We start from the raw sequence: 16,164 nt of genomic DNA on the forward strand, positions 1-16,164 counted from the left end.
CGTATGAATTTTTTAAGATGGCTTGGTGGAATATTTATATTCTTTATTTTAATAGGTATGATATTTAGGCTTGGTAGTGTTTTTGTAAATATTCTTCTTATAATAGCCATGTTTACATTTATTATAGATATGATAATGCTTACTAATAATAAACATTCTTAAAATACTATTTAAAAATAACAGACCATATATTTAATAAAAATTTATTAAGTATATGGTCTGTTCATTATTCTGCTTTACCTATATTAGATAATACTAAACCTTTATTATGTTCAAGTGCCCAGCTAATGCCCCAATCACTTTGGAATAATAAAATATTTCTATCTTTTAGATCTTTTACTAGTTTAGTATCAGAAGTTAAACTTAAACTTTCCGCTTTTACTTCTGAACTTTCTATCCATCTAATACTTCTAAATGGTAATCTTTCTAATCTTATTTCTACGTTATATTCATTTTTAAGTCTATACTCTAGTACCTCAAATTGAAGTACACCTACAACACCAACGACTAATTCCTCTATACCTATAAAAGGTTCCTTAAACACCTGAATAGCACCTTCTTGAGCTATTTGAGTGATACCCTTTACAAATTGTTTTCTTTTCATAGTATCCATTGGTTTAACTCTTGCAAAGTGTTCTGGAGCAAAGCTTGGAATTCCCTCAAACTTTAACTTATTTGAATTGCTACAAATAGTATCTCCTATGCTAAATATACCTGGGTCAAATACACCAATAATATCTCCTGCATAAGCTTCTTCTATAATTTCTCTATCTTGAGCTAAAAATTGTTGTGGCTGAGATAATCTAATCTTTTGATTACCTTGTACATGAAATACTTCCATACCTTTTTGGAATTTTCCTGAACATATTCTCATAAAGGCAACCCTATCTCTATGGGCTTTATTCATATTTGCTTGTATTTTAAATACAAAAGCCGAAAAGTCTTTACTATAAACATCTACATTACCTTGATCAGATTCTCTTGCTAATGGTGGCAAACTTAGTTTTAAGAACTCTCTTAAAAATGGCTCTACACCAAAGTTAGAAAGCGCACTACCAAAAAATACAGGAGTTAATCTTCCATTTTTAACTTCTTCATAATTAAATTCATCTCCAGCTATATCCAATAACTCTATATCTTCTAATAATTTATTATAAAAACTTGTTCCTAAAATTTCTTCTGCATTAGGATCATCTACATCTATAATTGTTGATTTTGCTAGTGATTGTCCGTGATTTCCACCATTGAAAAGTTGAATTTTTTTAGTTTCTCTATCATAAACACCTTTAAAATGTCTTCCACATCCGATTGGCCAGTTAAGTGGGTATGATTTAATTCCCAATTCATTTTCTATATCTTCCATAAGTTCAAAAGGATCTCTTATTTCTCTATCTAATTTGTTTACAAAAGTAAAAATAGGAATTTCTCTTATACTACAAACTTGAAAAAGTTTCCTTGTTTGTGCTTCTACACCTTTAGCTCCATCAACAACCATAACTGCACTGTCAGCAGCCATAAGTGTTCTATATGTATCTTCACTAAAATCTTGGTGACCCGGAGTATCTAGTATATTTATACAATAATTATTATAAGAAAACTGTAAAACTGATGATGTTACAGAAATACCTCTTTGTTTTTCTATTTCCATCCAGTCTGAAACCGCATGCTTTGAAGATTTTCTTGCTTTAACTGAACCCGCTTCTCTAATAGCTCCACCATATAACAATAATTTTTCTGTTAATGTTGTTTTACCAGCATCCGGGTGAGATATAATAGCAAAAGTTCTTCTTTTCTCTATTTTGCTTCTTAATTCCTCCACACTTTTCTCCTCTTTCTATATAAATTTAAAATTATATTTACCAAATAGTTAATTTAAAGTATACTCCCTTAAATTTTTCCCATTTTCCACTGTTTTTACACAGTAAGTAGTCTACTTAATGATTTTAACTTTATTAATTAGCTCTGTCAATAAATACGTAAGTGTTATATTATTTTAAAAATAAAAAGTTTGCAAAATTATAAAATAAACTTTGCAAACCTTATAACATATACTACATTAATTTTTTATAATTACATAGGTATAAATCCTATTTTCTTTTGCATTTTTCTTAACGTTTTCCTTGAAATATAATTAGCTTTCTCTGCACCTTTTTTATAAATTTCTTCTAATTCAGTTTTATTATCTAACAATTCTTTTACTCTTTTTTGGATTGGTTCTAATTCATTAACTATAGCTTCCGCTACATCAGATTTAAATTGAGCATATCCTTTTCCTTCATATTTTTTCTCAATTTCATCCATACTTATACCAGTTATACAATTTAAAATAGTCATTAAATTTTTAACTCCTGGTTGATCATCACAATATTTAACCTCTCCTAAACTATCTGTTACTGCTCTGTTAACTTTTCTTCTTATAGATTCTGGTGAATCCATAATTAAAATAAAGCTATTTGCATTATCATCTGATTTAGACATTTTTTTACTTGGATCTTGAAGACTCATAATTTTAGCCCCAGCCTTTGGTATATATCCTTCTGGAATCTTAAATGTTGGACTATATTGTCTATTAAACCTTTCTGCTAAATCCCTTGCAAGTTCTAAATGTTGTGTTTGATCTTTTCCTACTGGTACTAAATCTGCTTGATATAATAGTATATCTGCAGCCATTAAAACAGGGTAATTAAATAATCCCGCACATATATTATCTCCTTGCTTTTTAGACTTATCTTTATATTGAGTCATTCTAGCTAATTCACCCATATATGAATTACAATTTAAAAGCCAACCAGCCTCAGAATGTGCTGGAACATGTGATTGTATAAATAATGTATTTTTATTTGGATCAATACCTGCTGCTACGTAAATAGCTAATAATTCTAAAGTTCTTCTTCTTAAATCTTTTGGTTCTTGTCTTACTGTTATTGCATGAAGATCAACCACACAAAAATAACAATCATATTCATCTTGCAGCTTAACCCAATTTTTTAAAGCACCTAAATAATTTCCTAATGTTAAGTCTCCTGAAGGCTGAATTCCACTAAATATTACTTTCTTATTTTCTTCCATAACTTACACTCCTTACTGTTTTAAATTTATCTTAAGAGATTTCCATATATATTTTAACTTGTAAAATAAAAAGTCCTATGGTTAAAATTAACCATAGGACGTAAATTCAACGTGGTACCACCTAAATTTAAGATTTTTTAAATCTTCTTTATAAGGATACTAATAATATCCTGCTTTTATAACGTAAAGTAAACGTAAAAGGCTACTTTAAAATTTTTCACCTAAAAATCTCCAAGACCCACTTCAATTTAATCATAGCTATCATATTCTCACCAGGTAATGACTCTCTTTAAACCTGTTTTTAAATCTACTCTTCTCTTCATCGACTTTATTAATATTTATTGTTTAATATATAATATGTCTTATAATGTTTTTTGTCAACCTTTTTTCTAATTATTCTCTTACTATTATTTACTTAAACTTTATTATATCTTTAATATTGATTTAAAAATAAAAAGTCCTATTATTATTCATAGAACTTTTTATTTTAGTTACATAAATTTATAAAATTTAAATAATTATTACTAAGCTATTGCACCTTGTACCATAAGTATTATAGCCGCAAGCGCTGCTATAATTCCTATTAAAGGCATAACAAATTTTAACCATTTATCATAAGTTACATCTACAATAGATAAGGTTGCAAGTATAAGACCTGTTGGTGTTATAAATGATATTAATCCTAATCCATATTGGAATGCACTTACAATAACGTGTCTTGGAAGACCTACAGAATCTGCAAGCGGTGCCATAACTGGAATAGATAAAACTGCAAGCCCTGATGAAGATGGTATAAAGAATCCTAATACTATAAACACTACAAGCATTACAAGTACAAATACTATAGGGTTCATTCCTGATACTAGTGAAGATGCTCCATTAAGTATAGTATCTGATATTTGTCCACCTTCTAATACTATATTAATAGATCTAGCAACACCAACAATTAAGCCAACACTAACTAAATCTGCTGCACCTTCTATAAATTTATTTACAAAAGCTTTTTCTCCCATACGAGAAAGTATACCTAAAATTATTCCAACTATTAAGAATAATGAAGTCATTTGACTAAAACTCCAATCTTGACTTGAAACACCCCAAACCATAATACCAAATGATCCGGCAAACATAAGTAACATTAATTTACGTGCAAGTGTAAATTCTGGCACATCTTTTTCATCTACAGTTGCAAATTTCTTTTCAATTTCTTCTTTTTGAGCATAAATTATAGATTTTGTAGGATCTTTTTTAACTTTATTTGCATATTTTATAATATAAATTATACAAATTATAGTACCTACTATAAGACCTCCCAGTCTCATTCCTATACCTTCAGTAAAACTTAAACCTGCAGCATTGGATGCTACAACAGATGAAAATGCATTAACTGTTGAGAACATAGTACCTATAGAAGAACCTACATATATAGATGCTATAGCAACCATGGCATCATAACCTGCCGCAACAAATACCGGAACCAGTATTGGGTATAAGGCAATAGTTTCTTCTGCCATACCATAAGTAGTTCCTCCAATAGAAATAAGAATTGTAACTATTACTATAAGTAAGAATTCTCTTCCTTTTGTTGCTCTTGAAAGACTAGCTATACCGGCATCAAAAGCTCCGGAATTATTAAGTACACCTATACAACCACCAATTATTAAAATAAATAATATGATATCTATACTTTGATATACTCCTTCAATTGGCGCTGAAATTACTTGAAAAAATCCTTGTGGTTTTTGTGCAACCTTTTCATAAGTACCTGGTATTGCTACCGGTTTACTAATCGCACCGCCGGTAAGCTTTTCAATGTCTATTTTTATTTTAAGCTTGTCCAACGTTTCTTTAGTCGCAGGTGATTCACTTACTGACCCATCTGGCTTGGTAATTGTGAATATTTTCTTATCCGCATCAAATGCTAGTTTTGAATAAGTTCCTGCTGGAACTACATAAGTAAGAATAGCCGCTAATATTAAAACAATAAATAACACTGTAAATGCGGTAGGAAATCCCATTTTTTTCTTTTTTTTGCCCATATTTACTCTCCCCTTTTTAATTATTTATTATTTAATTCCATTATACACCTATTCTGAAATTTTTGAAACAATTTTGTGATTTGTTTGTTAATTTTTTATTTTATTTATATTCTCATTAAATACATTTATCTTAATATATTAACAAGACTGTTTAATTACAGTCTTGTATCTACAAATTTATCTCCCATAATCCATGTATATTACAATATTCCCTAACTATTACTATTTCATCTTTGTTAAAATTAAATTCGACTTCTGGTTCAGAATCGTCTTTTAAATCTTTCCTACATACTCCATCTTTCGTTATTATTTCTATCCATTCTATATGATGAGTATCTGTCATAGGATGTCTAACCGCCCCTACAAGAACTTTTACTTTATTGCCTAAATCCTCAATTTTAGGAATATGTTCTTGTGCTACACCTTCACCATCGAAACTGCTTTTTAAAACCATAGGTTTTTCACAACAAGTTAGAACACCATCTCCTTTATGTAAAATTTCAACTTCTATTCCGCATTTATTACATTTATAAATTTCATTTTTTTCCGCCATAAAAATTACTCCTTTTATTTTTTTGAACTTTGAGCAAACTAATATATAAATATTAATTATAAGGGAGGTTTCATTATGAAACATAAAAATAATAAAACTAATTATGGTCCAAATGAAAGAAATTTTTTAGAGGCTGGTAACCATCCAGTAAAATCATACTCTAAGAATCATAAAAGTTATACACCTCTTCCTGATAATGTAGAAGATGATATAGTTGTAAATAATATTGCATACTCAGAATTTGATTATACTTATAGTGATGATTCCAATACTGAATTAAATAAAGAAAATAAATAATTTTTTAATTAAGGACCTCTTTAAATATCTTCATTACTTAAAGAAGTCCTTTTTAATAATTTAAACCTCTACTAGTATATCTATTTTCTTTTTATCACTTATATAGGGAATTATTTCACCTTTTATTTTACTACCGTTTATAAAGATACTTATATTTTTATTACTTTGTTTTCTACCAATATTTTTAACTGTTATATAATACTCGGTATTATCCTTTATATAATCAATATCATATTCTTTCCATTCCCTAGGAACACAAGGATCAATAGTAAATCCTTTTTCTCCCATAAGCTTTAAACCTAATATTCCTTCTATAGCTACTCTATACATCCATGCTGATGTTCCTGTATACCAACTCCATCCTCCTCTTCCTATGTGAGGATATACTCCATATACATCTGCAGACATTACATACGGTTCTACCTTGTATTTATCACATTCCTCTTTAGTTTTAGTATGATTTATTGGACTTATCATAGAAAAAAGTTTAAATGCTTTATCATATTCATTTAACTTACACATGGCTAGAATAACCCAAGTTGATGCATGTGTATATTGACCTCCATTTTCTCTAACACCTGGTACATATCCTTTTATATACCCTGGTTCTAGTTCCGAACTATAAAATGCAGGTGTCAAAAGTAATATTAACCCTTCATTTTCCTTTATTAAATATTTTTCTAGGGACTTCATAGCAATATCTATTTTTTCCTTATCTCCTCCATTGGAAATTACTGCCCATGATTGTGCTAATGAATCTATCTTACATTCTGAATTCTTACTTGATCCTAGAGGTACTCCATTATCAAAATATGCTCTTCTGTACCATTTTCCATCCCAAGCCGATTTATTAGTATTTTCTCTTATAAATTCTTTTAGTTCTGTATATTTTTTTATATTCTCTATATCATTCATTTTTTCACAAATAGGTATAAAATTATTTAATATGGAATATAAAAACCAAGCAAGCCATACACTTTCTCCTTGTCCCTTATTTCCTACAGTACTCATTCCATCATTCCAATCCCCACTTCCCATTAGTGGTAAATTATGAGCACCGAATTTTAATCCTCTATTTAATGCTTTAAGACAATGTTCATAAATAGTACCCTTTTCTTTAGAAACTTTAGATACATCATATCTTTCGTCTTCACCTTCATTTAAAGATTCATCTTCTAAATAGCTTACTTCTTCTTTTAAAATACTATAGTCTCCTGTGTTTTTTATATAATCTGCAGTAACATAAGGAAGCCATAATAAATCATCTGAAAATCTAGTTCTAATACCACTTTCTACTACAGGATGCCACCAATGTTGAACATCTCCTTCCAAAAATTGCCTAGATGCACTATAAAGTATTTGTTTTCTAGTAATACTAGGTTCTAAATATGCTACCGGCATTACATCTTGAAGTTGATCTCTAAATCCATATGCTCCGCCAGATTGATAAAATGCAGTTCTAGACCATAACCTGCAAACTATTGTCTGATACATAAGCCATCCATTTAAAAGTAAATTTATACTTTTATTTGGTGTCTTTACTTTAACTTTTTCTAAAGTTTCTTTCCAATAATTCTTCGAATTATCTAATTCCTTATTGACATTCTCCATTACTGAATACTTTTCAACCAACTGTTCTACTTTTTCCAAAGTGTCTTCTTCACCAAAGGAAATAATAATTTCTTTTTCTTCGCCTTCATTTAATTCTATTTCTCCCTTTATAGCAAAACATGGGTCCATACCTGCTCCAACCATACATGATAAATTTTCTTTTTCTAATGCCTCAGGTTTTTGTAAGGTTCCACCTCTTCCTATAAACTCAGTCCTCCAGCCAGTATATGAAACTTTATCTACACCACTCATATTTATAAAAGCATAATTGCCTGGGAAACTCATACTATATGGGTTTTTTGCATACATAAATCCACTATCATGATGAAAAGTAACTAATCTTGAGGCTGTATGTGCAGAAACTACACCTAAAACTAAATGGGCATAATAACATAAAACTAATTTTTTCTTTTTATCACTTTTATTTTTTAACCTAACTTTTATTAACTTTATTTTTTCATTCATAGGAACAAACATAATTTCTTCACCTTCAACAGAGCAAACTTCATGAAGAAATTTAGAATATCCAAATCCATGAGTTATTAGATAATCTCCTTTGTCCCTTATAGGTTTAGGTGTTATACTCCATATAGCTTTTTCTTCATTATCCTTTATATATAAAACTTCTGAAGGAGCATCACTTATCCAATCATTATTCCATTCTGTTATTTTATTTTCTCTACTATTCTCATTCCATGTGTATGAACTGCCACTTTCTGATATATGAAATCCAAAAGTTTTATTTGATATTACATTAATCCAAGGTGCTGGTGTGTTTTCTCCATTTTGTAAGAAAATGTGATATTCTCTACCATTCTTACTAAATCCGCCATATCCATTATAAAATTCCATGTATGGCTTTTTTAAAACAGCTTTTATTTCATTTAAACATTTTTTATTTTTATTTATTGTTCTCTCAGTTAAATAGCTATAAGGTATTTTTATTTGATTTTTAATAAACTCACCATCACCATATATGAATATTTTTGATAGTGCTTCTAGAAGTTCAACATCCCCTTCCCCAAGTCTACCTTTACTCAATATAAATACTCCACCACTTTTATTTAATAAAGTTCTAGCAGATGTAGAATATATAAGTTCCATTAAAGAACTTTGTAATGGTTCTAAATATGAGTTTTCTTCTTCATTAATTATTACTAAATCTACTTTTAGACCTTTCATTCGCCAGTATTCATGTGCTATCAAAATTTGTCTTACCTTATCTATATCTTCCTCTTTACTTATTTTAATTACCACTATTGGTAAATCGCCGGAAATTCCATAAGACCATAATGCACTTTGACCTTTTCTAATCTTTTTAATGCTTTCTTCCCTTTGCTTCATTAAAGGACTAATATATATAATTCTACTTGCCATTTCAGAAAATAAATTAGCCTGTGGAGATTTTATTCCTAAATACCTTAATTCCATTTGTGCCTGTGAAAATGACACATCAAAGGTTTTATTTATATTACACATATCTCTATATTTAGCTGAACACTTTAGGGCATTTTCTCTACTTGTAGCAATTCCTGTTATAAAAGCTAATACAACCTTTTCTCCCTTTTCTAATGTTACTTTCTCTTTAAAACTTATAATGGGATCTAATACAACACCAGTAGAATTTGTAAATTGTTCTTTTTCTAAACTTATAGGATTACTTTTATTCCTTCCCCTTCCTATAAAATTAATTCTAGCGGTTTCATATTCAATATTACTTTTACCGTCAATATTATCAACTACTGTATGAAACAAATAATTTTCTTGTTTACCTGGAACTCTAGTCCTTCTCTTAGCTATTAGCGTTAGAGGATCTTCTACAAACTCTGTAGTTACAAATAAGTTACTAAATGCAGGATGAACTAAATCTGCATTAAAATCCGATAAAACTACCTCTCCATAACTTATAACTTCTAATTCTCTTTTTTCTTCAGATAAATTTGTAAGTACAATTTTTCTAACTTCAACATCATCTTGTGAACTTAAAGTTATACTTGTGTCACAGACAATCTCCTTATAAACTTTATGAAATTTAGCTTTGTCTATAGCAAAAGTTATTTCATAATCTTCTCCTTCTTCCATAGTTGGAGCATAAGTAGCACTCCAATACTCTTTACTATTTATATCTTTAATATATATAAATAATCCCGTATTGTCTTCGGTTACATCTTCTCTCCATCTATATAAAAATATATCTCTAAGTTTTGCATATCCACTACCGCTATTTGAAATCATTAATGATAATTTACCATTAGAAAGAAGTTGAACTTCTGGGATAGAAGTTTTTGCAGTAGTATACTTTCTTACAATTATTCTTTGATTTTTAATTTTACTTTCTTTTATATCATATTTATATTCCCTATCATAAACTATATTTTTAGGAACTCTTTCTTGTAATAATAATTCTGTTGCTTTAACTCTAGGAATTTTATGAAATCTTTCTTGAAGTATATTATTATTTAAAACATTATCTAGTGCCATTAAACTCATACCCTGATGATGTATCATAAAACATTTAACTATTTCCTTAGTCTTATGTTTTCCTATTCTAGTTTTTGTATAATCTATTGATTCAAAAAAACCATAAGTACCTTCAATACCCATCTTAATTAATTTAATAATATTTTGTATAGATCCCGATAAATCTTTTTGTAAAGCCATAACTGTTGAATAAGGAGATATAACTAGTTCATCTATAAGTCCTCTCTTAAGTCCTACCCCTGGAACGCCAAAAGCTTTGTATTGATAATTATGATGCATATCAAACTCATAAAATGCAGACTCTGAGATTCCAAATGGTACTTTTCTTTTTTTTGCATATCTCTTTTGTCCTTCTATTACTGAATCATATGTTTTATCAAGTATGGTATTAGGATAAGCTTTCATAATAAGTAATGGCATAAAATATTCAAACATAGTACCACTCCATGATACTAATCCTCTACTTTTTCCCATAAGTGTCATAGCCCTACCTAATTTAAACCAATGTTCTTTAGGTACATCACCCTTTGCAATAGCTACAAAACTTCCTTGTCTTGATTCTGATGCCAATAAATCATAAAAGCTATTATTTAATTTATTATTTTCTATATCATATCCAATAGAAAATAGTCCTCTCTCTTTGCTATAAAGAATCTTAAAGTCAGTAAGTTCGGCTAAATCATTAATTCTTTTAATAAGGTTTGTGCTCATTTCTATCATAGATGCTATAAAAATTCTACTATTTTTTATACCAACTTTTAAATTTTCTAAATTAATTGTTTGATTTTTATATTCTTTTTCAATTTTTTCTTCTATACTAAAAAGCTTTTCTGGTAGTTCTTTCATACTTACATTTTCAACCATATATAGAAGTTCTTTTTTTAAGTTTTCATCTATTTCTTCTTTTTCTAATAACTTTATAAATGGAAATGCTTTATCTAATTCATTTAAATAACTTTGAGTATCTTTTCTTACTTTATTACTCCAATAAAGTAGTTCTTTTTTTTCGATTGCAAAAACTTCATTCATAATTTTTAAAATATATACTAGATTTTTTCTAAAAGTTAATAGTTCTAATTGAGTTTGATCTTTTAAATGAATAGTACTTACCTTTTCTTTTGATCCATTTACTAGCTCTTGTTTAGCCAACTCTATAGTAGTATTTAAACCTTGTATTATCTTAGAACTTATTAAAGGTTCTTTGATCCTATCTTCAAGAGTTTTTCCACATAACCAATAGTATCCTACTAAATTTCCACTATCAACTGTGGATACAAATCTAGGATATAATGGTTCTTTAGTTTTAGTATTGTACCAATTATATAAATGTCCATGAAACTTATTTAACATTTCTGTACTTTTTAAAGTTTTATCAGTTCTCTCCATAAATTGTAGAATGCCTATATATCCTTGATCTAAAGCAACTACATTAGATGTTAATGTCATTCCTATATTAGTTGGTGAAGTTCTATATGCCACACCATTTGGTGGATCTTGCTGATAATTATCCGGTCCTAAAAAATTATTTTCTTCATTAACAAAGTCCTCAAAATATGCCCAAGTCTTTCTACTTAATTTTTTTAAAATATTTATTTCTTCTTCATTCAATATTAACTTCTTTCTTTTTAATGGTAAACTAACACGATAAGCTATTAAGGGACTTAAAAACCATATTATACAAGGTGTTATCATAATTATTCCTAAATCTATTGAATTTAAAAAGGCTCCTGCTAAAACTATCAAACCAAGTATACTGCCACTCCACATAAATTTTATAAAGTCTTTCAATTGTCTTCCAACACTTTTTTCTACATCATCTGATGTTTGCCATTGAAGTAAATGTTTCTTACTAAAAAGAACTCTATATAGAGTTCTACATATGGCATCTACCATTAAAATTGCCTTATGTGGTAAAAAAGTAAATATTAAAAAGAATTGTTCAAAAATCATTTTTTCATTTTTTACTTTTCCAGATAAGCTGACTCCTTTCATAGGAAGTACTACATTCTCTGTAACATCAAATAGTATAGGTATTACTAAAGTTAATATAGATAATACTAACCATTTATCCATTCCGTCGGGAAGAACTTCCAATATTCCAAATAAAACAAGAATCATAATACTAGGTGCTACTAGACTCCTTCTTAAATTATCAAAAATTTTCCACTTACTTAAATCATTTAAAGGTGATTTTACTTTTAACCATCTTAATAATTGCCAGTCTCCTCTTACCCATCTGTGAATTCTTTTAGCACTAGCATTATAGTATGCTGGATATCCATCAATTAATTCTACATCTGTAATTAATCCTGCTCTATTATAAGATCCTTCTAATAAATCATGACTTAAAACTAAATTTTCCGGAATTTCTCCTTCTAAAGTATTCATAAAAATGTCTATATCATATATTCCTTTTCCAGTAAATATTCCTTCATCAAATAAATCTTGATAAACATCAGACACCGCAGTACTATATGTGTCTATTCCAGTTTCTCCAGAAAATATTTTTGAAAACATAGTTTTATTGGCACTTACTGTACTTATACTTACTTTAGGTTGTAATAATCCATATCCTCTGAAAATTCTTCCTTCTTCATCAAAATGTGGTTTATTTAAACTATGTGCCATTGCCCCTATAATTTTTTTTGCACTATCTCTTGGAAGTTCTGTATCCGAATCTAATGTAATTATATACTTAGCATCTTTTAATTCTTCTATTGAAGAACTAAAAACATTATATGAAGTATCAACTTTTCCTCTTAAAAGTTGATTAAATTCCATTATCTTTCCCCTTTTTCTTTCCCAACCTAAATAATATCCTTCACTTTCATTTAATTTTCTTTCTCTTGAAAAAAAGAAAAATTTTTCTTTCTTATTAAACCCATATTTTTTATTTAAATTTTTTACGGTTTTTAAAGCATATTCTATTATTCTTTCATCATTTTCTTCTTCTTTTAACTTACTATCATTAAAATCACTTAAAATTGCAAAATATAAATTTTCATCTTGATTAGCTAAATAATAAACTTCTAATTTTTCTAAAAGTTCATTAATTCTTTTCTCACTATTAATCAATGTTGGAATTATGACTACAGTTCTATTTTCTTTTCCTATTCCTTTTTTAAAATCTAATTTAGCAATAAATCTAACTGGAGCTAAATGGGTAATACTCCAATTAATTATGGATATTACTATCTCGCTACAAGGAACTATTAGCAATATAATAGCCACAATATATTTCCATAATCTAAAACTATAATCATTATTAATACTAAGATTTATTATGGCGCTTATCAAAAATACTGTTGTAAAAATAATACCCTCTAAATATAAATAAACACCTTGTTTTTTACAAAACTCAATTATTTTATCGGTTATGCTTAAATTTCCTCTAACCTTCTGTATTAATGCTAATTTTCCTTTATCGAAAATATAATATCCTACGTGTTTTAAATATTTCTTATTTTTTATTTCCTTGGTTTCTTTAGCACATTCTATAGCTTTTTCAGCTATAACTACTTCTCTAGTTTTTAGTTGTTTTGCTAATGCTGAAATTTTATGTCTATAATAATCTCTTGATTTAAAATCCATATTTAAATATTCACCACTAGGATCTTTGCTTAAAACCTGATGTACCTTACTTAAATTTTCAAAATGTGCTTTCCAATCTAATGCTTCTACTTTCCTTATACTATTTATTGAATTTCCCAAACTAATAGCATAATTAGATTGTTTTTGATGAGCTGTTAAAATTAAATTTTCAAATGAAACTCCTTTTTTATTTACTTCCTTTTCGATCCATTTATATAACTTTAAATTATCTATTCCATTATCTCTTAAAATTTTCAAAAATCTTTCACCAAAATAAGGATTAAAATCTATATTTAATTTATATATATTTTTCATTTCCGCTTCTAATCTGTTATCATTAAAAGCATTAATCAATATGTCTGCAATTTCTTCCCCTTTATTTCTTTCTTTTTGAATGTACTGAAGTCTTAAGCTAATTCTTGCTATATTTTGAATTAAAGCTATTCTTATCATTACAGGAATTGCCCATAACTCACTCATAGTTAATGTAGAACTTCTTTCAAAAGAACTAATAAAATTTTCTATAATATGTACATTTAAATCTCCTTCTGTATGGGATACCATTTGCACAGCCAAATAATATACTCTAGGATATCCTTTCATAAAACCACTTTTTATAATAGGTAATTCTCCATAGTATCTTCTTGGCATACTTGTCTTTATTCCCTTATAATCTTTTTCTATAAGATACAAATTATCTAACAACCATTCTGATGAGGATAATACATCTTTTTTACCATTAACCTCCTTATCAAAAAAGTTATGAACCTTAATAATTTGTTGGAAATTTAAATTTAAATTTTTTATAAGGTTTTTTCTATTAACATTTCCACTTTCTTCAGTTAAAGAAGTTGAAATATTTTCAGCATGTTTTTCTAAGCTATCTTTATGTTTTATATTGATTGTATGCATATCATTAATAATATTTTGCCTCTTAAATTCCTCGTATCTAGAAATTAAAACGATTAAAATGATTAATGCTAAAATTAATATAATTGTTTCTAAGTAGAAAAATAAAGTCATAAACTTTTCACCTCTTTAGTTAATACACTAATGCTTTATATAGTATTTCCTATAAGTGAAAAATTATTATAAAAATAAGAAAGTATTAGAATAGTAATCTAATTTACCATAACTAATACTTTCTTAAAACATTTAACTATTATTAATTTTTATTTAGCCTATTAATAATTTAGGTATATTATTAATATTACTACTATATGAAATTATAATGAGTAAAATTCCACAAAAGACTTATAAACATATAAATGGTCATCAACTCCAGCCAATTCTCTTACAGAATGCATTGCTAAAGTTGGATTTCCAATATCTACTGAGCGTATATTTAAATGAGCTGCAGATATTGGTCCTATAGTAGAACCCCCTCTTGAATCTGAACGATTAACAAACTTTTGATAAGGAACTCCAGCCTTTTTACAAATTAATTCATAAACTGCACCTGAATCTGCTTCTGTTGTATAACTTTGATTTGCACTTATTTTTATTACAGGTCCTTTGTTTATTAATGGTCTATTTGTTGGATCATGTTTTTCTGGACTATTTGGATGTACTGCATGAGCATTATCAGCAGAAATTATATAAGATTTTGCAAGAGCCCTAAAATAACCTTCCCTTTCTTTGCCAAGGCATAAAGTTATTCTTTCTAATACATTAGCAAGCATTTCTGAATCCGCACCTTGTTTTGTTGTACTTCCTACTTCTTCATTATCATAACATATCATTATTTTAGTTGACTTTGTTTCCTTACTATCTATTAAAGCTTTTATACCCGCATGCACCATTTGAAGATCATCTAATCTTGAAGCTGAAATAAATTCATTATTTAGACCCATAATACAACCTTTTTCAAATTCATATAGGTATAAATCAAAATCTATTATATCTTCTTTATTAACTTTTAATTCTTCTGCAATTAGATTTATTAAATAATTCCCTTTTTCCAATTCTTGGTTTACTAAAGATAATACAGGTATAGTATCTTTTTGCTTATTTAATTCCATACCAGAATTAACATTTCTATTCATATGAATACAAACATTTGGAATTATTAAAATAGGTCTATTTATATTTAAAAGTTTAGTTTCTGGATAAAATACATCTTCTCCTTTTACAACTACTCTACCAGCTATAGAAAGAGGTCTATCAAACCAAGTATTTAAAATAGCACCACCGTAAACCTCTGTATTCAACCTAACATAATTCTCAACAAACATTTCTGGTGCTGGCTTTATTTTAAATGTTGGGGAATCTGTATGTGCTCCAACTAATCTAAATCCTTCCTCTTCTATTTCACCTGTACCTACTATAAAAGAGATTAAAGCAGTATTATTTTTTGTCATATAATATTTTCTGCCTTTTTCTAAATTCCACTTTTCTTCTTCTTTTAATTCTTTAAACCCAGCATTATTTAAAATGTTTTTTACATTTTTTACAGCATGAAAAGCTGATGGGCTCTCATTAAGAAAATCTACAAGTTCTTGTGCAAACTCTGCTGATTTCATA

The 16,164-nt window shown here is 28.1% G+C and carries 8 protein-coding genes and 1 other annotated feature; of the genes, 2 read left to right on the plus strand and 6 right to left on the minus strand.

Annotation, left to right across the window (positions count from 1 at the left end; genetic code table 11):
- The first annotated feature begins 3 nt into the window (after positions 1–3).
- Positions 4–162: a hypothetical protein gene (locus QOZ93_RS08455; RefSeq protein WP_307355877.1), complete on the plus strand. Its 159-nt coding sequence runs from the start codon at positions 4–6 to the stop codon at positions 160–162.
- 64 nt (positions 163–226) lie between these two features.
- Here QOZ93_RS08455 and QOZ93_RS08460 read toward each other — a convergent pair whose 3' ends face one another.
- From QOZ93_RS08460 to QOZ93_RS08475, 4 genes are all read right to left on the minus strand, one after another.
- Positions 227–1,819: a peptide chain release factor 3 gene (locus QOZ93_RS08460; protein WP_307355879.1), complete on the minus strand. Its 1,593-nt coding sequence runs from the start codon at positions 1,817–1,819 to the stop codon at positions 227–229.
- A 251-nt stretch (positions 1,820–2,070) separates the two neighbouring features.
- Positions 2,071–3,069 carry a tryptophan--tRNA ligase gene (trpS, locus tag QOZ93_RS08465; protein ID WP_307355881.1) on the minus strand — a complete coding sequence of 333 codons (999 nt, stop codon included), beginning with the start codon at positions 3,067–3,069 and terminating at the stop codon, positions 2,071–2,073.
- Positions 3,070–3,160: 91 nt separating this feature from the next.
- Positions 3,161–3,401 (minus strand) — a binding site (T-box leader).
- 192 nt (positions 3,402–3,593) lie between these two features.
- Positions 3,594–5,108 carry a YfcC family protein gene (locus QOZ93_RS08470; protein ID WP_307355882.1) on the minus strand — a complete coding sequence of 505 codons (1,515 nt, stop codon included), beginning with the start codon at positions 5,106–5,108 and terminating at the stop codon, positions 3,594–3,596.
- Positions 5,109–5,277: 169 nt separating this feature from the next.
- Positions 5,278–5,661, minus strand: a complete 384-nt coding sequence (locus QOZ93_RS08475) for a desulfoferrodoxin family protein (protein ID WP_307355883.1) — start codon at positions 5,659–5,661, stop codon at positions 5,278–5,280.
- A 75-nt stretch (positions 5,662–5,736) separates the two neighbouring features.
- On the opposite strand from QOZ93_RS08475, the gene QOZ93_RS08480 reads away from it, so the two are divergent.
- Positions 5,737–5,958 (plus strand): hypothetical protein, encoded by a 222-nt coding sequence (locus QOZ93_RS08480; protein WP_111940902.1) that lies wholly within the window; start codon positions 5,737–5,739, stop codon positions 5,956–5,958.
- Positions 5,959–6,018: 60 nt separating this feature from the next.
- On the opposite strand, the gene QOZ93_RS08485 is transcribed toward QOZ93_RS08480, so the two are convergent.
- Both QOZ93_RS08485 and QOZ93_RS08490 read right to left on the minus strand, forming a co-directional pair.
- Positions 6,019–14,664, minus strand: a complete 8,646-nt coding sequence (locus tag QOZ93_RS08485; RefSeq protein ID WP_307355884.1) for a glycoside hydrolase family 94 protein — start codon at positions 14,662–14,664, stop codon at positions 6,019–6,021.
- A 203-nt stretch (positions 14,665–14,867) separates the two neighbouring features.
- Positions 14,868–16,163, minus strand: a complete 1,296-nt coding sequence (locus QOZ93_RS08490; RefSeq protein WP_307355885.1) for a M18 family aminopeptidase — start codon at positions 16,161–16,163, stop codon at positions 14,868–14,870.
- Position 16,164: the final 1 nt, after the last annotated feature.

It is taken from the genome of Hathewaya limosa (assembly GCF_030815255.1).
GTDB lineage: Bacteria > Bacillota > Clostridia > Clostridiales > Clostridiaceae > Hathewaya > Hathewaya limosa.